Origin of the sequence: Pseudomonas sp. LAIL14HWK12:I7, from assembly GCF_000483465.1 — a bacterium.
GTDB lineage: Bacteria > Pseudomonadota > Gammaproteobacteria > Pseudomonadales > Pseudomonadaceae > Aquipseudomonas > Aquipseudomonas kermanshahensis.
Genome location: NZ_AXYZ01000018.1, coordinates 17,715 through 37,004, shown reverse-complemented (window position 1 = coordinate 37,004; position 19,290 = coordinate 17,715). Strand labels below are relative to the sequence as shown.

Genomic DNA, 19,290 nt, shown 5'->3' with positions numbered 1-19,290 from the left:
ATTGCGCCCCCAATCTTCAATTTTAGGCCTTGGCCCGGCAGGCATGACTAAACTTGTGTAATAGGGACGAACGAGGTGACGACAGGTGGCCGCTCGCTGGTGGCGCTGGCTGTTGCTGTTAATGCTGCTTGGGCTGGCACCGGGCAGCCAGGCAGCGCCCGGTGCCGTCTGGGTGTTGAGCATCGACGATGCCATCGGCCCGGCCAGTGCCGACTACCTGGTGCGCAGCCTGGACCAGGCCCATGCACAAGGCGCGCAACTTGTGGTCATCCGCATGGATACCCCTGGTGGCCTGGACAGCGCCATGCGCCAGATGATCAAAGCCATCCTCGCCAGCCCCGTGCCGGTTGCCAGCTTCGTCGCGCCCAGCGGTGCACGGGCCGCTAGCGCTGGCACTTACATCCTTTATGCCAGCCATGTCGCAGCCATGGCCCCCGGGACCAACCTGGGCGCGGCCACCCCGGTGCAGATCGGCGGCCCCCCGGGCATGCCCAAGGACGACAAGGCCAAGCCCAGTGGTGATGAACAAACCCTCGCCCGCAAGCAGGTCAATGACGCTGCTGCCTACATACGCGGCCTGGCGCAGCTGCGCGGGCGCAATGCCGATTGGGCGGAGCAGGCCGTGCGCGAAGCCGTCAGTTTGTCGGCCAGCGAGGCGTTGCGGCTGAAGGTGGTCGACCTCGTGGCGACTGACCTGCCCGACCTGCTGCGCCAACTCGACGGCAAAACACTGGACGCTGCCGGCCAGCCGCAGCAGATGCACACCCGCGCAGCCAGCCTGGTCGAACATCTGCCGGACTGGCGCACACGCCTGCTGGCGGTCATCACCAACCCCAGCGTGGCGCTGATCCTGATCATGGTCGGCGTGTACGGCCTGCTGTTCGAGTTCATGAGCCCCGGCTCCACCGTAGGCGGCGTGATCGGCGGTATCTGCCTATTACTGGCGCTGTATGCCCTGCAATTGCTGCCGGTGAGCTACGCCGGGGTGGCGCTGATCCTGCTCGGGCTGGCGTTCATGATTGCCGAGGCGTTCTTGCCCAGCTTTGGCGTGGTCGGCTTTGGCGGCATCGTGGCCTTCGTGGTCGGCGCAGTGATTTTGATGGACACCGACGTGCCTGGGTTCGGCATCCCCTTGCCCTTGATCGCCAGCCTGGCAGTGCTGTCGGCGCTGCTCATCGGTGGCGTGCTGGGCATGGCCCTGAAAGCGCGCAAGCGCGCCCTGGTGAGCGGCGATGCCGGCTTGGTCGGGAGCCTGGTCACGGTCACTCAGGTGCTGGCAGACAACCCGTTCTGCGGTTCGGTGCAGGCGCAGGGCGAACAGTGGCAGGTTCAGTGCGCGACGCCACTGCAGCCTGGCCAACACGTGCGAGTCACGGCGCGCCGTGGCGTGATGCTGGAGGTCAGCGCTGCTGCACCTGCGGCCCAAGGAGAATGACGATGTTCATGCAATTGGGTTTCGGCGCCCTGCTGATGCTGCTGGGCGTGTTGTTGCTGTCGGCGTTCCGGATCTTGCGCGAGTACGAGCGCGGCGTGGTGTTCCAGCTGGGACGGTTCTGGCAGGTGAAAGGGCCGGGGTTGATCCTGCTGATCCCGGTCATCCAGCAGATGGTTCGGGTCGATCTGCGCACGGTCGTGCTGGATGTACCGCCGCAGGACGTGATCACCCGCGACAACGTCTCGGTCAAGGTCAATGCCGTGCTGTACTTTCGCGTGCTCGACCCACAAAAAGCGATCATTCAGGTCGAAGACTTTCTCGTCGCTACCAGCCAGCTGGCCCAGACCACCTTACGCGCCGTGCTTGGCAAGCATGAGCTGGACGAGCTGTTGGCCGAGCGCGAGCAACTGAATGCCGATATCCGCCAGGTGCTGGACGCGCAAACCGATGCCTGGGGCATCAAAGTGGCCAATGTCGAGATCAAGCACGTCGACCTCAACGAATCGATGGTGCGTGCCATCGCGCGCCAGGCCGAGGCCGAACGTGAGCGACGGGCCAAGGTGATCCATGCCGAAGGGGAGTTGCAGGCGTCCGAAAAACTGATGCAGGCGGCGCAGATGCTCAGCAAGGAGCCAGGGGCGATGCAGTTGCGCTACATGCAGACGCTGGGGGCGATTGCCGGGGACAAGAGCTCGACCATCGTCTTTCCACTGCCGCTGGATTTGCTCAAGGGCTTTGTGGAAAAGCCGAAATAACTGGGGGCGCTTGTGCGCCCCCGATGGCCTGTCAGATAGGCGCGCGACGCAGGGTCGCGAGGAAGGTTGCCGCGCCGATGAACAACCCGGCAAAGGTGCGGTTCAGCCGCTTCTGCTGTTTGGGTGTACGCAGCAGGCGCAGCACCCGCGAAGCCAGGCCGGTGTAGCCCGCCATCACCAGCATGTCGACGGTGATCATGGTGACGGTGATGGCCACGTACTGCGGCAGCAGGGCCTCATGTGGGTTGATGAACTGCGGCAGCACCGCCAGCATGAACACCAGTGCCTTGGGGTTGCTGACGTTGACCAGAAAACCACGGAACACCAGGCTCAGCGGTTTGCCGATCGGGCGCACGGCAGACTCTTCGCTCATGTCCATCGGCAGCGCGCGCCATTGCTTGTAGGCCAGGTAGACCAGGTAGGCAACGCCAAACCACTTGATCACCGTAAAGGCGGTGGCGGAAGCGGCGAGGATAGCGCCGACGCCGGCGGCGATGATGGCGATCTGTACGATCAGGCCAATCTGCAGGCCTAGCGCGTTCCAGTAACCGCGCCAGAAACCGTACTGCAGGCCGCTGGACATCGAGGCAATCGCCCCGGCCCCCGGTGAAAGGCTGATTACCCAACACGCGGCAAAGAAGCCCAACCACACTTCCATCGACATCACACACCTCGCTCGAACATATGTTGCAAAACGTTAAGCTAAGATGTTGGCGAAAAAATAACCAGCGGATTTTGCAGATTTTGGGCCAGTTATTCCTGTGGCATGGGCGCGACCCCCCTTTGCGCCTGACACGAACAGATGTAGGAGCAGCCTTGTGCTGCGAAACGCCGCGCAAGCGGCGCTCGATCTCACAAGCGCTAAAAGGCTCCCGCCCTACGCCCCAAAGACCTCAGCCTCAGGACAGCGCCTCAAGCTCGGTCTGCATGCTTTCCAACGTTTCCAGCGCTTCCATCCAGGCTTCCTCAAGCTCGCCTTCGCGCTGCTTGAGTTTGCTCTGACGGGCCAGCACATCGCGCAGTTCATCCTTGCGCGCGGCCTCGTACAGGCCACTGTCGCCCAACGCTGTTTCGATCTCAGCCAGTTGCGCATGCACCTGGTTAAGCTCGGCTTCCAGCTTGTCGGCCGCCTTTTTGTGCGGTGCCAGTTGCTGACGCAAGGCCGCTGCAGCCTGGCGCTGAGCTTTCTTGTCGGTCTTGTCCGGGTTGGCCGGGGTGTTGCTGACCGGCGCGTTGCGCTGACGGTACTCGACCAGCCAGCGGCTGTAGTCTTCCAGGTCGCCATCGAACGTATCGACCTTGCCGTCAGCCACCAGCAGGAAATCGTCGGTGGTGCTTTTGAGCAGGTGACGGTCGTGGGAAACCACCACCACAGCACCGGCGAACTCCTGCAAGGCCATGGTCAGCGCCAGGCGCATTTCCAGGTCCAGGTGGTTGGTCGGTTCGTCGAGCAGCAACAGGTTCGGCCGTTCCCAGGCGATCAGCGCCAGGGCAAGGCGGGCCTTTTCACCACCGGAGAAATTCACCACCGGCTCGTCGACACGGTCACCGTGGAAATCGAAGCCGCCGAGGAAGTCGCGCAGCGTCTGCTCACGCTCGGTCGGGGCAATCCGCTGCAGGTGCAACAGCGGGCTGGCCTTGTCGTCGAGGGAGTCGAGCTGGTGCTGGGCGAAGTAGCCCACCGCCAGGTTCTCGCCACGCACCAGGCGCCCGGACAGCGGCTCCAGCTCGCCGGCAAGGTTCTTGATTAGGGTCGACTTGCCCGCGCCGTTGGGGCCGAGCAGGCCGATACGCGCACCCGGCACCAGCTGCAGCTTGACCTTCTCCAGGATGGCCTTGTCGCCATAACCCAGGCGGCCTTCGGACATGTCCAGCAGTGGGCTGGAGATTTTCTGCGACTCACGGAAGACGAAGTCGAACGGCGAATCGACATGCGCCGCCGACAACTCTTCCATGCGCTCCAGGGCCTTGATCCGGCTCTGGGCCTGGCGGGCCTTGGTGGCCTGTGCCTTGAAGCGGGCGATGTACTTTTCCATGTGCGCACGCTGGGCCTGCTGCTTCTCGTAGGCTTGCTGCTGTTGCGCCAGGCGCTCGGCACGGGTGCGCTCGAAGGCGGTGTAGCCGCCCTTGTACAGGTTCAGCTTGCGCTGCTCGACGTGCACCACGTGGTCGACCACGGCATCGAGGAAATCGCGGTCGTGGGAAATCAGCAACAGGGTGCCGGGGTAGCCCTTGAGCCAGTCTTCCAGCCAAAGGATGGCATCCAGGTCCAGGTGGTTGGTGGGCTCGTCGAGCAGCAGCAGGTCGGACGGGCACATCAGTGCCTGTGCCAGGTTCAGGCGCATCCGCCAGCCACCGGAGAAGTCACCGACGCGGCGGTCCATCTGTTCGTTGGTGAAGCCAAGGCCGGCCAGCAATTTGCGTGCTCGGGCATCGGCGGTATAGCCATCGGCACTTTCCAGCTCGCTGTGCAGGCGCGCCAAGGCCGTGCCGTCGTGCGCCGTTTCGGCGATGGCAAGCTCGGCCTGCACCTTGCGCAGGCGCACGTCGCCATCGAGCACATAGTCCACCGCGAGGCGATCGAGGGTGTCGACCTCCTGGCGCATGTGGGCGATGCGCCAGTCGCCGGGCAGCTGGCAATCGCCGGAATCGGGCGAAAGCTCACCGCGCAGCAAGGCGAACAGGCTGGATTTTCCGGCGCCGTTGGCACCGATCAAACCGGCCTTGTGGCCGGCGTGCAAGGTCATCTCGGCGCCTTCTAGCAAGCGCTGCGGACCACGCTGTAAAGTGAGGTTGGATAGTCTGATCATGATGGTCGCGGAGTCTACCAGCTTCCTCGGCCCGTAGCGTGAGTGGAATCATGTACACCGACCTGTGGAATCACGCCCTGGCCTTGTATGCCAGGGCCGGCGTGGAAGAGGCCTGCCTTGACGTGCAAGCGTTGGGCGGTGACGTTTGCCTGTTGCTCTGCGGCACGTGGCTGCAAGCACGCGGCGTGGCCGCGACAGGTCAGCGCGCACAAGCCCTGCGCGACATTGCCGAACCTTGGCAGTGTGAGGTGGTGGCGCCATTGCGTAACCTGCGCCAGCAATGGCGCACGGCAGCGCACAACGATGCGCAGTTGGCAGCGTTGCGTGAGCAAGTAAAGGGGTTGGAATTGCAGGCCGAGAAGGCCTTGCTGGAACGCCTGCAGGCGTGCTCGCGACAGTGGCCCGCGGACTCGCACGAGCCCACGGACGACTGGCTGGCCCGGCTAGCGCCGGACCAGGCCCAAGATCACCGCGCGCTGCATCAATTGCGCGTCGCGGCGGCAGCGCTTCAGGATGCCGAAGACGGCGCCTGAGCCGGGGTGCTGGCGGGTGCCGACGGTGCTGCGGCCGGGCTGGCCGAGTTGGTCGCGGCGGCAGGCGCGCTGGTGGCAGCCGTGGCGGGCTTGGTTTCAGCTGGCTTGCTCGCGGCTGGTTTGGCAGCAGCCGGTTTTGCAGCAGCTTTCACCGCCGGTTTTGCAGCCGGTTTGGCGGCAGCACGCGCGGGTGCTTTAGCGGCAGCCGCGGGCTTGGCAGCAGGCTTGGCCGCAGGTTTTGCAGCTGCAGGTTTAGCTGGGGCTTTGGCCGCTGCAGGTTTGGCTGCCGGTTTAGCAGCGGCGGCTTTGGCTGGCGCCTTGGCAGCAGCTGGCTTGGCTGCGGGTTTTGCAGCTGCAGCCTTGGCCGGTGCTTTGGCAGCGACGGCTTTAGCGGCTGGCTTGGCCGCAGGTTTGGCGGCGGCGGTTTTGGCGGGTGCCTTGGCGGCAGCGGCTTTTGCTGGCGCTTTGGCCGGCGCTTTGGTGGCAGCGGCTTTGGCGGCTGGCTTGGCGGCAGCAGCTCTGGCCGGCGCCTTGGCTGCAGGTGCTTTGGCGGCAGGTTTGGCGGCCGTGGCGCGTGCTGCTGGCTTGTTGGCAGCCTTGGCCGGTGCTTTAGCAGCAGATGGTTTTGCAGCCTTGGCAGCGACGGCACGCTGGTCCAGTGCCTTGCTGGCGGCTTCACGCACCTTGCCCACACCTTGGGCCAGCTTCAGGCTGTCCTGGGCATCACGCTTGAGCTGTTGGATGTAGGTACGGGTCTGGGTCTGGCGGTCCTTGAGCGAGTCGAGCAACCCTTCAAGTTCACCGATAGCTTTTTGTGCCTTGGTCTGCGCCTTGGCTTTACCTGCCTTGGCCGCGTCCTGCAGTTTCAGGCGACCGTTGTGCAGTTTCTCTTGTGCCTTGCCACGTTGCTTTTCCAACTTGGCCAGCAGTTTTTCCGCATCAGCCAGCGCTTGCGAGCAGGCATCTTCCAAATGTTCGAGCAGGCTGCCCGAAAGTTGCTGGAGCAGGTGCAACGGCGTACTTACTGGCTTCTTTTTGGCCGACATGGTTTACCTCCTGGCTGACGAGATTGCGGCTCATACTATGCTTCTGCTGCTACCGCCGCTAGGGCATGTTGACAGTAATATTTACGCCGCGTTGCATGCCTGGGCAAAGTTGTTATCTTGCAGCTCCGTGAAAGTGTAGTTGCTGAATTAAGCGTTGCTCATATTTGGCAGATACAGGCCAACCCCGATGTTGGCTGCCACGGCCCGCTCATTGCGCAGGAACTGTCCATGCCGCGTTTTCTTGTTTTAGGTTTGTGCCTGGTGGCGCCCTTTGCCCTGGCCAATGCAGACGACCACGACCTGGCCTACAGCCTGGGTGCCAGCCTGGGCGAGCGGCTGCGCGAAGAGATGCCGGGGCTGCAACTGGACGCCCTGGTCGAAGGCCTGCGCCAGTCTTATCAAGGGCAACCGCTCAAGCTCGACAAGGCACATATGCAGGCTGTGCTGCAGCAGCACGAAGCGCAGGCCGACAACGCCGCCGAGCAGGCTCAGGCAGAAAAACTCAAGGCGGTGGAAACACGCTTCATGGCCAACGAGCGGGCACGTGCTGGTGTGCATGAACTGCCCGAAGGCGTGCTTTACAGCGAACTGCAAAGCGGCGCCGGCGCGCAGCCGAAAGCGGGTGGCAAGGTGCAGGTACGCTACGTGGGCAGGTTGCCGGATGGCTCGGTGTTCGACCAAAACCAACAGCCGCAGTGGTTCAGCCTGGATTCGGTGATTGAAGGGTGGCGGGTGGCGTTGCCTCGGATGCATGCAGGCGCGAAATGGCGCCTGGTGATTCCGTCAGCGCAAGCCTACGGTGCCGAGGGCGCGGGTGACCTGATCGCGCCCTATACCCCCTTGGTATTCGAGATCGAACTGCTGGCGGTTGGCGACTGACGCCACGCCTCAGGCTTCGACCGTGCCCTCTTCCTTGTGCGCGTTGTGCAACACCTCGATCAGGCAATCCTCCAGCTCGAAGCGCTCGTGCAGCAGGCCGCCCAGCTTGGCCAGTTTTTCGGCGAAGCGCTCGGGGTCTGTGCACTCGCCCTTCTCGCAATGGTCATTGAATGCCAGTGCGATCTGGGTGCTGTCATCGATGCGCGGGTTGATCTGCGTGGCCAGTTCAAGGCCGCGAGTGTCGCCGAAGGCCTTGGCTTCACTGACCAGCTGTTCGCTGACTTCGAAATGCCAAGCCGAGACATAGTCGACCAGCACCGCGCAAAAATCGCGGTTCTTGTCCTTGTCGGCGAAGGCTGGCTTGGCGTCGCGCAACGCGCGGAAAGCCTGCACCAGTTCATGGCGCTCCTCCAGCCAACGGTCGATCAGCTTGTGAACCCCACCCCAGCGTTCCTGGGCGTTCTGACAACTATCGAGCATGGCGATCTCTTCCCTTCTGGGTAGATGCCGCTGCACCTCGCACCACGACCGCGCAGCACAAAGGTGACATCAGCAGGACGGCATCGAGCAGTTGTATTTTCGGTATGCGTGCTGGGAGATTATTCCCGCGCGTGCTGACCATCAAGGTACGCAGCAGACAAAGTTCATACAAGTGTTTAATACCCCGTTACAACACCATTGGTCGCGATAGCGTCCCAGGCTTGCGCCAGGTCAATCGCCCGCCAGGGTGCGGAAACGATACGCCAGCAGGCGGCTCAAGGGCAGCGCGCCCAGCAACAGGAATGCCAGCAGGCTCCATTCAGGCAGTGTCAGGTCAACAAAGCTCCAGGTCAGTGCGTTGCAATCCGGGCCACCCAGCAGCAATTGCCGCGCAGCTTCACGCCAGGATTGCTCGAACACATCCCAGATCGGAGCCGGGCACACGTGAACTGCCCCACCCGCCCCTTGCAGCCAGACATGCCGTGCCGCCAGCAACGCCCCCGCCGCCGAGCAGGCCAACAGTGCTTGCGCGTAACGACGAATACCCGACCTGCCCGGTGCCTGCAGCACTGCGCACAGGCAAAGCAGCCCATACAGGCCCAGTAACAAACGTTGGCTGAAGCACAACGGGCACGGCACCAGCCCCAGGGCACTTTCCAGGTGAAATGAACCGGCCAGCACAGCCAACGCGGCAAGGCAGGCAGGAAAGAAAAAAGTGCGTAAACGGGCCGGCAGCATGGGCGATGGAGGTCCCGGGGAATGAAGTGGCTTGAAACGGTAGAGGAAGTAACCGCTGTGTTTCAAGGCGCTACAGGGACGACAAGTCGCTGAATAGCAAAGGAAGTTTCCCGCCTGGCAGTAGGAAACGTCTTAAGAAATGGACTGCAGAACTAACTTATATCGCCGGACAAGTTACCCGCCCCCTTAGCCCGCACGCTGGCGCGAACTAAGGGGTAACCCAGGTAAAACGATTAGGCGTAACTCAGGCGCGCACTGCTTCTGGCAACGGCAGCGCCAGCAAGCGCTCATCCAGCAAGCCGAGGCCTTCCTGGAACAGCTGGTTGCTGCGCTCGGTCTCACCAAGGCCGGCGAGCAAGCGGGCCAATTCGGCACAGGTTTCCGGGTTGCGCTCCATCTGCAAGCTGCTTTCCAGATAGTCCCGCGCCTTGCCCCACAGGCGGTTTTGCAAGCTCAGGCGGCCGAGGGTCAGCAGCAGGCTTGGGTCCTGTGGATGCGCCTTCAGCCAGCCTTCGGCTGTTTGCAACTGGCGCGCCGGGTCATCACCGCGCACCAGGCCATACAAGCGGGCCAGGTGGCTTTCGTACTCACGCTTGAGGGCCGTGCGCAGCACGTGCTCGGCTTCACCCTGGGCGCCGACCTGGCGCAGCTGCTCGGCGTAGGCCAGCACCAGCTGCGGCTCCTGGCGCTGGGCGGCAGTCAGTTGCTGCCAGGCACGTTCCAGGGCCTGACGCGCACTTTGCGCATCCTCGCCGCGGGTTGTCGCCAGGCTCAGGTTCTGGCCCCAAGCACGCTTTTCAAGCTCGGCGAGCTCAGCCGCTGGCAGCACCTTGCCCTTGCGCAGGTCAGGCAGCAGGCGAATCAGCGCCGACCAATCGCCACGTTCCAGGTACAAGCGCTGCAGCAGGCGCAGCACCTGGGTGTTATGCGGGTGCCGCGCCTGCATCGCCAACAGGGTTTCCAGCGCACCATCCGTGTCGCCACGGTCCATCTGCAACTGGGCATGGGTCAGGGCAATGGCCAGTTCCGCCTGCGGCTGACGCTCCAGGGCGCGCTCAAGCAGGTTGTCGCTGTCTTCCTTGCGGCCTTGCTCGTTGGCGGCGCGGGCGGCGCCGAGGTAGTACAGCAAGGGCTGGCGTTCAGCTTCGGCGGCGCGGTGCAGATGGCGCTGGGCACTGGCCCAGCGGCCCTCGGCGAGGTCCAACTGGCCTTGCTCGATGGAAAGACGGATGCGGCGGCTGCGGTTACGACGCGACCACGGGTTGACCACGCCGCTGGAGGTCAGCACCAGGCCAACCAGATAGCGCAGCAACCCGAGCAGGGCGATCACGGCAACAAGCCCCGCCAGCGCCGCCCACAAGCCGGACTGATAGCGGAAGCTGCCATAGGCGATCAAGACGTAGCCACTGTGCTTGGCCACCGCAATGCCCAGCGCGGCGGCGATCACGATCGCCAGTACGGCCAGCAGGTAGACCCGCTTCATGGCTTGCCCCCTTCACCCTCGGCCGGCAGGTGGCGGCGCTGGATGTAAGCTTGCACCGAGGCCAGGCTCTCGCTCAGGTCAGGGGTGACCACAGACACCGGTTGCTCGGCCAAGGCGTTGAGGCTGTCGAGCATGGCCTTGCTTTGTGGGTTGTCGGCATTGAAGTTGGCCAGCAGTACGCTGCGCGCATCATCCAGTGCCTGGGTGTAGACCTTGGCCTCGCCATTGAGCGCGGCCCACTGGGCTTGCTCGATGGTCAGGCTCAGGGCCAGGCGCAGCTGGTTGAGCGACTGCCCGGCCAGCAGCGGCCGCACATTGTCATCGGCATTGAAGTCGATCTGGAAATACTTCGAGATCTCCGCCCACCACTGCGACCAGCGACTGGCGCCATCGCCGTCGGAGGTCAGCGCACCGAGCGCATCGGCATTGCTCTCGAACTCAGGCGACTGGGCGCTGAGTTGTTGCACCAGTTCGCGCTGTGCAGCCAGTTTGAGGAACAGGCCCGTGCGGTCTGGCTGCTGCGTGCTGTTGAGGGTTGCTAGGCTGCGCGCCAACTGCTCGCGAGCGGCGAAGGCACCGGGGTCGCTCTGCTCGCGAAGGATTTCGTCGGCGCCTTCGACCAGGGCCTTGGCGCTGGTGATGTCCTGCAGCGCCGAGAGGCGCAGGGTAGCCAGGCGCAGCAAGTGTTCGGCCTCTGCCAGGCGCCATTCCTTGCGGCTCTCGCCCAGCACGGTTTCCAGACGCTGGCTGAGGCGTTGCTGATCGCCTTGCAGCTGCGAAACCAGGCGACGGCGGTCTTCCAGCTCGCTGGCAGCCGGCAGGCTGGCCAGCTGCGCGCTGATCTGCTGTTCACGCTGCTGCAGCGCTTCGGCGCGCTGGTTCAGGGCTTCAAGGTGCTGCCCTTGGTTGAATTCGCTGCCTTGCAGTTGCCGCACCTGCCAGACACCCCAGCCACCTATTGCGACCCCGGCGGCACCCAGCAGCAGCGCCAGCGCTGCCAGACCGGTGCCGGAGCGCTTGGCGGGTGTGGCGGAGACGGGATCCGCCGGCGTCTGGGCCGACGGCTGATCGTTATTGGACAAGACAGTTTCGCTCACGTATCCATCCTTTGCATGGGGGCGCTAGGCGTTCAGCTTAGCGCCTTAAGAGGCAGGTGCAGCGCTGCGCTGCACAGCTGCCAGCAAGGCCGTGGCACTGGCGCCACGGCAATCCACAACCTGTTGGGCCCCGGCGGCCCTGGCCTGCTCGGCAACCCGCGGGCTCGGCACGAACAGCGGCAGACGCGCCACCTGCGGCCAATCGGCGCCGGCCATCTGCTGCAAATGTTCAAAACCCTGCCCACTGCTGACCACCAGGCCATTGAGGCGTTCCGCTTCGATGCGACGCATCAGCGTGCCCGCCGGGTATTCCGGCAGGCAGCGACGATACAGTTCCAGATAATCGACACTAGCACCTTGCTCTGCAAGACGCTCTGCCAGCAGTTCGCGACCTCCCACGCCACGGACGATAAGGACGCGTGGTGTAGGAAGCGCGATAGCGTCGCGCAGGACCGGCAGTGCGAGCAAGGCCTCGCTGTCGTCACCTTGCGTAGGGAAAGTCACCTGAAGACCGGCGGATTGCAGCACTGCAGCCGTTGCTTCACCGACGGTAAACCAGCCGGTTGCCGGAGGCTGCAGGCCGGCGTGCGCAAGTTGCTCAAGCAGCAACTTGGCGGCCGGTTTGCTGACCACGATCATGGCCTGGTAGTGCCCCAGCTCGGCAAGCCGCTGACGCGCCACGTCGCCCAATCGCACAGGCTCGATCGCCAACAAAGGCAGGCAGTTGCTGGCCACGCCGGCGGCTGCCAGGCTCTGCGCCAGTGCCGCGCAGTCCTCTTCAGGTCGGGTCAGCAACAGGCGCCAAGGGCTCACGGGTGGCCGGCCTCGCCATAGACTTCCTTGAGGATGGCCTCGGCGCCTTGGCTGAGCAGGTCTTCGGCAACCTGCACGCCCAAGGCTTCAGCCGACGCGCGCGGCGCCCGGGCATCGGCCACCAGCAAAGTGCCCCCGCTCGGCTGGCCGACCAGGCCGCGCAACCACAATTGGTCGCCTTCAAGCACTGCGTAGCAGGCAATCGGCACCTGGCAGCCGCCATTAAGGCGCTTGTTCAGGGCCCGTTCGGCCACCACCCGGTCGGCGGTGTCGAGATGGTGCAGCGGCGCCAGCAGTGCATGGATTTCGCTGTCGGCACTGCGGCATTCGATACCCACCGCGCCTTGGCCGCCCGCGGGCAGGCTGTCATCGACGCTGATGCTGGCGGTGATGCGGTCTTCGAAACCGAGGCGGATCAAGCCGGCGGCGGCGAGGATGATCGCGTCATATTCGCCAGCGTCGAGCTTGGCCAGGCGGGTATTGACGTTGCCACGCAGGAAGCGGATTTCGAGGTCTGGCCGACGCGCCAGCAACTGGGCCTGGCGGCGCAGGCTGGAGGTGCCGACGATGCTGCCGGCGGGCAAGGCTTCAAGGCTTGCAAAACGGTTGGAAACGAACGCGTCGCGCGGGTCTTCCCGCTCGCAGATGCAGTACAGGCCCAGGCCTTCAGGGAAGTCCATGGGCACGTCTTTCATCGAGTGCACGGCGATGTCGGCTTCGTTGTCCAGCAGGGCGGTTTCCAGCTCTTTGACGAACAGGCCCTTGCCGCCGATTTTCGCCAGCGGCGCATCCAGCAGCTTGTCACCGCGGCTGACCATGGGCACCAGGGTCACGATCAGCCCAGGGTGCGCCTGCTCGAGGCGGGCTTTGACGTATTCGGCCTGCCACAGGGCCAAGGCACTTTTACGGGTGGCAATGCGGATTTCGCGAGTGGACATGGAACGCCCCGATGCAGAGAAATGCTGCCGATGATAACAGCTCCGGCGGCATCACCAGCAGATGCGGGTCAATGGCTATGTACGTCCCGTGCGCGGCCGTGGGCAGCGGCCGCGCAAAGACGTGGTCAGAGCGTCTGCATCATCTTGCGCACGCCAGCCACATGGCGCCGGCTGACGGTCAGGGCATCGCCGTCCAGGCCTTTGAGAAACAGCTGAAAATGCCCAAGCGGGGTGCGCTGCAGGCGTTCGATACGCTCGCGGGCCACCAGCGCGTTGCGGTGGATACGCACGAAGCGTTCGCCAAATTCGTCTTCCAGGGCCTTGAGGGGCTCATCGAGCAACACCTCACCGCCCTCGTGGCGCAAGGTCACGTATTTGTGGTCAGCGATGAAATAGATAACCTGGGGCAAGGGAATCAGCTCGATGCCCTTTCGCGTTCGCGCACTGATATGGCTGCGCGGGCCGCCGCCTTCATTGGCCGGCCGGGTGAGCGCCGCCAATTGGGCGCGGTTGGGCTTCTCGGCCTTGCGCAGCGCATCGCGCAACGCCTGAGGCTGGAAGGGTTTGGTCACATGGCTGAGGGTGCTGTCCTTGAAAGCCTCTGTGCCGTATTCATCGTCGCCGGTGCAAAACACCACCGAGGGCGGCGCTTCGCGCTCGCACAGGCGAGCAGCGACCTGAAGGCCATCCAGGCCAGGCATGCCGATGTCCAGCAGGACCACATCGGGCTTTAGGCTTTCGATCAGCGCCAGGGCCTCCTCGCCGTTGGTGGCGCTTGGCTCCAGCACGGTATAACCCTCTAGTTCGCCGAGTAGCCTACTGAGGCGTTCACGGCCTTGGGGTTCGTCATCAACGATCAGGACATTCATAATTGCGCTGGATTCCTGAATGAGTCTCGCACAGGTGTAGCGTAGACAAGTGTGGTTCGAGCGACACTGCGTGTCACGCTCTAGACCGGTGCAATGGCCAAAGATTCACTCGGCCGGCAGATTCACTGCCAGTCCTCTGTCCAACTGTAGACGGTCCGTGGAACACTGCCGTTCAATCCTGCAAATCCTTGCTTGCTCGTTTGCCTGCCCATTTGCCGTCATTTCTCTCGACCGGCGTCCTGCGGCAGCCAGCCCAACCCTGCTATTATCGGCGCCACTTTTTCGTTCACGCCTGCAATGAGTGAATCCATGAGCACCGACAAGACCAATCAGTCCTGGGGCGGCCGCTTCAGTGAGCCCGTCGACGCCTTCGTCGCCCGTTTCACCGCTTCGGTCGATTTCGACAAGCGCCTGTACCGCCACGACATCATGGGTTCGATCGCCCACGCCACCATGTTGGCGCAGGTCGGCGTGCTCAGCGATGCCGAGCGCGACACCATCATCGATGGCCTGAAGACCATCCAGGGCGAGATCGAGGCCGGCAACTTCGACTGGCGCGTCGACCTTGAAGACGTGCACATGAACATCGAGGCACGCCTGACCGATCGCATCGGCATCACCGGTAAAAAGCTGCACACCGGCCGCAGCCGCAACGACCAGGTCGCCACCGACATCCGCCTGTGGCTGCGCGACGAGATCGACCTGATCCTGGCCGAAATCACCCGCCTGCAACAGGGCCTGCTGGAGCAGGCAGAGCGTGAAGCCGAGACCATCATGCCCGGCTTCACCCACCTGCAAACCGCCCAGCCGGTCACTTTCGGCCACCACTTGCTGGCCTGGTTCGAAATGCTCAGCCGCGACTACGAGCGCCTGGTCGACTGCCGCAAGCGCACCAACCGCATGCCCCTGGGCAGCGCCGCGCTGGCCGGCACCACCTACCCGATCGACCGCGAGCTCACCTGCAAGCTGCTGGGCTTCGAGGACGTATCGGGCAACTCGCTGGACGGCGTTTCGGACCGTGACTTCGCCATCGAATTCTGCGCTGCCGCGAGCCTGGCGATGATGCACCTGTCGCGCTTCTCCGAAGAGCTGGTGCTGTGGACCAGCGCCCAGTTCCAGTTCATCGACCTGCCTGATCGCTTCTGCACCGGCAGCTCGATCATGCCGCAGAAAAAGAACCCAGACGTGCCGGAGCTGGTACGTGGCAAGAGCGGCCGCGTGTTCGGCGCCCTGATGGGCCTGCTGACCCTGATGAAAGGCCAACCGCTGGCCTACAACAAGGACAACCAGGAAGACAAGGAACCGCTGTTCGACGCCGCCGATACCCTGCGCGACTCGCTGCGTGCCTTTGCCGACATGATCCCGGCCATCAAGCCCAAGCACGCGATCATGCGTGAAGCGGCCCTGCGCGGGTTCTCCACCGCCACTGACCTGGCTGACTACCTGGTACGCCGTGGCCTGCCGTTCCGTGACTGCCACGAAATCGTCGGCCACGCGGTGAAGTATGGCGTGGACACTGGCAAAGACCTGGCCGAGATGAGCCTGGACGAACTGCGCCAGTTCAGCGACCAGATCGAGCAGGACGTGTTCGCTGTGCTGACCCTGGAAGGGTCGGTCAATGCCCGTGACCACATTGGTGGTACCGCACCGGCGCAGGTGCGTGCGGCCGTGGTGCGCGGCCAGGCGCTGCTGGCTTCGCGCTAACTGCTTGTTGTAGGCGCAGCCTTGTGCTGCGAAGAGGCCGGTGCAAACACCATGGATCTAAGGTGTTTGCACCGGCCTCTTCGCAGCACAAGGCTGCTCCTACAGGTTCAGCGCTAGCTACAGTTAGCGCTTGCCGCTACGAATCATCTCCATGAAGGCCGGCATCGCCGCCTCCTTGTCTGCCAGGATCCGCGCCATGTGCGGGTGCTCGCGCATTTTCTCCAGCAATGCCTTGGCCTCGGGGAAGTCCGCGAGGAAGTCGAGGTTCAGCACCTTCTTGCCCACCGCGTAGGCCAGGTCGACCGAGAAGCAGAACATCAGGTCGGCAATGGTCAGCTGCTCACCCGCCACATAGGGTGCGAAGCGCCCATTGCGCTTGAGCGTGGCGAAGCCTGCCAGCAGGTCGGCACGGGCGCGTTCCTTGATCAACGGCTCCACCGCCATGCCAAAGAAGGACTCGGCATAGCAGGTACGCGCCGGCAGCTCGATGTACAACTCGATTTCCTTCAGCAGCTCACGCACCTTGGCCTGCTCGAACGGGTCGGTTGGCAGTAGTGCCTTGCCGCCTTGGGTCTGCTCGATGTAGTCGAGGATCACACTGGTTTCGCTGATGAAGCCGTGCTCGGTTTCCAGTACCGGTACCTTGCCCCGCGGGCTGACTTCCAGTGCCTTGGGCGCCTGGCCGCCGTAGAAGGTGACCTCCTCGAAAGGCAGGCCTTTTTCCAGCAGCGCCAGCTTGACCATGTTGTAGTAGTTGCTGACCGAGAATCCGTGAAGCTTGAGCATGGGGTAACAGCCTCCAGGCCGTATGGGGATGGCCCGGCTTTTATAGCCCCTGTGCCAGCGCCTGACCAGCGTCATGCACCCGGTCGATGACCGGACATTGCCAGCACAGGCGTGGCAAACTGTATGCCCCATCACAGGAGTACCGCCATGAGCGAGCCCACCGACATCGACAATGACGACGAAGCCTTCGCCGAGGCAACGCTGACCCAGGCCATCGAGAACCAGATCGAAAGCGGCGAGCCGCCGGCCGCCAAAGCCACGTTCAACAAGCTGACCCTGGTCGGCTACGCGCGCGAGGACATCCTCAACCTGATGGCCCATGTGTTGGCCTTCGAGATCGACAACATGCTGGTGGAAGACCGCGCCTTCAATAGCGAGTGGTATGAAAACGCCCTGCGCGCCCTGCCCGAGCTGCCACCTGAGATGGATCAAGGCGACGACGAATAACCCGACTACACTCGAAGGTCAGGCACCGATGACGGTGCCGCCATCCTCGTCTGGAAGTCAGGAGTCGCCATGTCCTTTACCCCCGATCTGATCGCCGAACTGGAAGTCCTCGCGCTGTTCAAGCACGACAGCAGCCAGGAAGGCATCAAGATAAACAGCCACGCCTCCCCTGCCCTGATCGCGGCCGCTCAGCGCCTGTTCGAGAAAGGGCTGACCGATCAACCCGATGGTGGCTACCTGACCAGCCTGGGTCATGACGCCGTCGACAGTGTTCAACTGCTGCAGAACATTCTCAAGGCGCCACAACCGGCCTGATCGAACAGGTATACCAGGAGGGCGGCCTTAGCTGGCCGCCGCCCTGCGCTTCTCGGCCAACCGCGAGCGCCCGTACAGGAACACGATGGCCAGCAATGCCACCGCCTGGGCTGCCAGCGAGTAGGCATCGGCATGAATGCCCAGCCAGTCGAACTCGAAGAACGCCACCGGCCGCGTGCCCAGCACCCCGGCCTCTTGCAGTGCCTTGACGCCGTGCCCGGCGAACACCACCGACAGCGCGCACAACAGCGCCGCGTTGATGCTGAAGAACAGCGACAGCGGCAGCTTGGCCGAACCGCGCAAAATCACCCACGCCAACCCCACCAGCAGCACCAGCGCCGTCGCGCCCCCTGCCAGCACCGCCTGATGCCCGGCAGGCCCCGCCTGCAGCCACAGGGTTTCGTAGAACAGGATCACCTCGAACAGCTCGCGGTACACCGAGAAGAACGCCAGCATGGCAAAGCCAAAGCGCCCGCCGCCACTGACCAGGCTGCTCTTGATGTAGTCCTGCCAGGCCGCAGCGTGGCGGCGGTCGTGCATCCATACCCCCAACCACAGCACCATGACCGCAGCAAACAGCGCCGTGCAGCCTTCCAGCAGCTCGCGCTGGGCACCGCCCACGTCGATCACATAAGCCGCCAGGGCCCAGGTGGCAAAGCCGGCAACCAGCGCCAGCCCCCAGCCGATATTCACGCTGCGCACAGCCGACTGCTGGCCGGTGTTGCGCAGGAAGGCGAGGACCGCTGCCAGCACCAGAATCGCTTCAAGGCCTTCGCGCAGCAGAATCAACAGCCCGGAAATGAAGCTCAGCGACCAACTCAGGCCATCGCTGCCCAGCAGTTTGGCGGCCTGACTGAGCTTGGCCTTGGCTTCGGTCAGGCGCTGCTCAGCCTGGGCCACTGGCAAACCGTCCTGCAGTGACTGGCGGTAAGCCATAAGGGATTTTTCAGTGTCTTTGCGCGCTTGGGTATCGATGTTGTCCAGCGAGCTTTCCACCAGCTCGAACCCTTCCAGGTACGCGGCCACAGACAGGTCATACGCCTGGTCGTGATCGCCTTCGCGGTAGGCGGCCAGGCTTTTATCCAGGGTGCTGGCGGTGTACTCGAGCAACTGCGCCGGGCCGCGTTTGACCTGCGGCGGCTGGGCACGCTGGGCACGGAACGCGTCCAGCGCACTGGCGCCTTCGTTGGCCGCGACTTCAGCCGGGGTCTGGCGGGCAAGGTCGGCCAGGTTCCAGACCTTGTCACCTTTGGCGGCTTCAGGCTGGGCAGTGAAGCTTGCCACATAGGCAGCGACGTCCCAGCGCTGACGCTCATCGAGCTGATCGGCGAACGATGGCATCTCAGTGCCTTCGATGCCCAGGCCAAGGGTGTTGTACAGGTCGAACAGGCTCAACTGGTCAAGCCGCTCGACACTGCGCAGGTTAGCGGGCGGCGGTTCCAGGCCGACACCGGCCGGGCCATCGCCGGCACCGGTATCGCCATGGCAGATCGAGCAGTTCTGCGCATACAGCGAAGCCCCGCGGGCCGGGTCCGGGGTAATCACCGGGGCCTGGCTAACCTCGTAGGCCACCGCCAGGCGCGCGCCCAACTGGCGGGCCTGACGGGCAACGGCGGCGCCTTCATGACGCTGCTCAATGGCCTGGCGCAAACCCTCTACGCCCTGCTCCAGTGCCGTTTGCTCAGCATGCGCCGGCAAACCTTTGACCAGTTCGGCCAGTAACGCAGTGAATTCCTGTTGCTCGCGGTATTCACCCTCGTCGATCACCTTGCCATCGCGCACGGTCGGCGGGTAGTCGGCACCGATGTAATCGAGCAGGTGCAAGGCCTTGGCGGCCTCGGCGGGGGCTTCGGCCAGCACCACGGTGCTGCACAGCGCCAGCACTGGGCCAAGCAGTAAAGCAGGCAGCCAGGCAAGCAGACGGGAACGGGTTTTCATGGCCAGTCTCGGAGGGAATGCGAAAGAGAACATTGTTCACTTCCACTTTCCTTTGCTCAAGGCTCGCCAGCGGATTTCATGAAAAATCTTGCGGCATATTCAAGGGAGGGCAGCCCCAGGAAAGCTGTCACCATTACGTACTCGAGTGAGAAAAAAATTGAGCAATACGCAGAAAATCACAATTTTCCTTGTAGAGTGAGAAAAAGTTTGCCCGATGAAACCGA

19 protein-coding genes are annotated in these 19,290 nt (G+C 63.6%); 7 read left to right on the top strand and 12 right to left on the bottom strand.

The window, feature by feature from the left end; all coding sequences use genetic code 11:
- The first annotated feature begins 85 nt into the window (after positions 1-85).
- Together D886_RS0117485 and D886_RS0117480 are read left to right on the top strand one after the other, a co-directional pair.
- Positions 86-1,435: a nodulation protein NfeD gene (locus D886_RS0117485; protein ID WP_027595138.1), complete on the top strand. Its 1,350-nt coding sequence runs from the start codon at positions 86-88 to the stop codon at positions 1,433-1,435.
- Between the two features lie 2 nt (positions 1,436-1,437).
- The gene (locus D886_RS0117480; protein WP_027595137.1) at positions 1,438-2,190 is read left to right on the top strand and encodes a slipin family protein; all 753 of its coding nucleotides are present in this window, start codon (positions 1,438-1,440) and stop codon (positions 2,188-2,190) included.
- 31 nt (positions 2,191-2,221) lie between these two features.
- Here D886_RS0117480 and D886_RS0117475 read toward each other — a convergent pair whose 3' ends face one another.
- Together D886_RS0117475 and D886_RS0117470 are read right to left on the bottom strand one after the other, a co-directional pair.
- Positions 2,222-2,854 carry a LysE family transporter gene (locus D886_RS0117475; RefSeq protein ID WP_027595136.1) on the bottom strand — a complete coding sequence of 211 codons (633 nt, stop codon included), beginning with the start codon at positions 2,852-2,854 and terminating at the stop codon, positions 2,222-2,224.
- Positions 2,855-3,089: 235 nt separating this feature from the next.
- Positions 3,090-5,000, bottom strand: coding sequence for an ATP-binding cassette domain-containing protein (locus tag D886_RS0117470; RefSeq protein WP_027595135.1), 1,911 nt, complete (start codon positions 4,998-5,000; stop codon positions 3,090-3,092).
- A 50-nt stretch (positions 5,001-5,050) separates the two neighbouring features.
- Between D886_RS0117470 and D886_RS0117465 the strand changes: the two genes are divergently transcribed.
- A complete protein-coding gene (locus D886_RS0117465) occupies positions 5,051-5,533 on the top strand; it encodes a TIGR02444 family protein (protein WP_027595134.1) in 483 nt (160 codons plus the stop codon).
- Here the strand turns inward: D886_RS0117465 and D886_RS0117460 are convergent.
- Positions 5,509-6,579, bottom strand: a complete 1,071-nt coding sequence (locus D886_RS0117460) for an AlgP family protein (protein ID WP_027595133.1) — start codon at positions 6,577-6,579, stop codon at positions 5,509-5,511. The genes D886_RS0117465 and D886_RS0117460 overlap by 25 nt on opposite strands.
- A 228-nt stretch (positions 6,580-6,807) precedes the next feature.
- Between D886_RS0117460 and D886_RS0117455 the strand changes: the two genes are divergently transcribed.
- A complete protein-coding gene (locus D886_RS0117455; protein ID WP_027595132.1) occupies positions 6,808-7,458 on the top strand; it encodes an FKBP-type peptidyl-prolyl cis-trans isomerase in 651 nt (216 codons plus the stop codon).
- A 9-nt stretch (positions 7,459-7,467) separates the two neighbouring features.
- Here D886_RS0117455 and D886_RS0117450 read toward each other — a convergent pair whose 3' ends face one another.
- The 7 genes from D886_RS0117450 to D886_RS0117420 all read right to left on the bottom strand — a co-directional run bounded on the left by D886_RS0117450 (position 7,468) and on the right by D886_RS0117420 (position 13,876).
- Positions 7,468-7,938 carry an Rsd/AlgQ family anti-sigma factor gene (locus D886_RS0117450; protein WP_027595131.1) on the bottom strand — a complete coding sequence of 157 codons (471 nt, stop codon included), beginning with the start codon at positions 7,936-7,938 and terminating at the stop codon, positions 7,468-7,470.
- Positions 7,939-8,169: 231 nt separating this feature from the next.
- Positions 8,170-8,676: a disulfide bond formation protein B gene (locus tag D886_RS0117445; protein ID WP_027595130.1), complete on the bottom strand. Its 507-nt coding sequence runs from the start codon at positions 8,674-8,676 to the stop codon at positions 8,170-8,172.
- 244 nt (positions 8,677-8,920) lie between these two features.
- Positions 8,921-10,159, bottom strand: a complete 1,239-nt coding sequence (locus D886_RS0117440) for a heme biosynthesis protein HemY (protein ID WP_027595129.1) — start codon at positions 10,157-10,159, stop codon at positions 8,921-8,923.
- Entirely contained in the window at positions 10,156-11,256 is a 1,101-nt protein-coding gene (locus D886_RS0117435; protein WP_027595128.1) for a uroporphyrinogen-III C-methyltransferase, read from the bottom strand. The genes D886_RS0117440 and D886_RS0117435 overlap by 4 nt, the downstream gene beginning before the upstream one ends.
- A 45-nt stretch (positions 11,257-11,301) precedes the next feature.
- Positions 11,302-12,069: a uroporphyrinogen-III synthase gene (locus D886_RS0117430; protein ID WP_027595127.1), complete on the bottom strand. Its 768-nt coding sequence runs from the start codon at positions 12,067-12,069 to the stop codon at positions 11,302-11,304.
- Positions 12,066-13,007, bottom strand: coding sequence for a hydroxymethylbilane synthase (hemC, locus tag D886_RS0117425; protein WP_027595126.1), 942 nt, complete (start codon positions 13,005-13,007; stop codon positions 12,066-12,068). Before hemC ends, D886_RS0117430 begins: the two co-directional genes overlap by 4 nt.
- Before the next feature lie 125 nt (positions 13,008-13,132).
- Complete coding sequence (locus D886_RS0117420; RefSeq protein ID WP_027595125.1) at positions 13,133-13,876, bottom strand: LytTR family DNA-binding domain-containing protein; 744 nt, start codon at positions 13,874-13,876, stop codon at positions 13,133-13,135.
- 309 nt (positions 13,877-14,185) lie between these two features.
- On the opposite strand from D886_RS0117420, the gene argH reads away from it, so the two are divergent.
- Positions 14,186-15,580: an argininosuccinate lyase gene (gene argH, locus D886_RS0117415; RefSeq protein WP_027595124.1), complete on the top strand. Its 1,395-nt coding sequence runs from the start codon at positions 14,186-14,188 to the stop codon at positions 15,578-15,580.
- A gap of 123 nt (positions 15,581-15,703) precedes the next feature.
- On the opposite strand, the gene D886_RS0117410 is transcribed toward argH, so the two are convergent.
- Positions 15,704-16,366 (bottom strand): glutathione S-transferase, encoded by a 663-nt coding sequence (locus D886_RS0117410; RefSeq protein WP_027595123.1) that lies wholly within the window; start codon positions 16,364-16,366, stop codon positions 15,704-15,706.
- A 147-nt stretch (positions 16,367-16,513) separates the two neighbouring features.
- Between D886_RS0117410 and D886_RS0117405 the strand changes: the two genes are divergently transcribed.
- Together D886_RS0117405 and D886_RS0117400 are read left to right on the top strand one after the other, a co-directional pair.
- Positions 16,514-16,813: a hypothetical protein gene (locus tag D886_RS0117405; protein WP_027595122.1), complete on the top strand. Its 300-nt coding sequence runs from the start codon at positions 16,514-16,516 to the stop codon at positions 16,811-16,813.
- A 69-nt stretch (positions 16,814-16,882) separates the two neighbouring features.
- Positions 16,883-17,128, top strand: coding sequence for a TIGR02647 family protein (locus D886_RS0117400; RefSeq protein ID WP_027595121.1), 246 nt, complete (start codon positions 16,883-16,885; stop codon positions 17,126-17,128).
- Between the two features lie 27 nt (positions 17,129-17,155).
- Here D886_RS0117400 and D886_RS0117395 read toward each other — a convergent pair whose 3' ends face one another.
- A complete protein-coding gene (locus D886_RS0117395) occupies positions 17,156-19,099 on the bottom strand; it encodes a cytochrome c/FTR1 family iron permease (protein WP_027595120.1) in 1,944 nt (647 codons plus the stop codon).
- Positions 19,100-19,290: the final 191 nt, after the last annotated feature.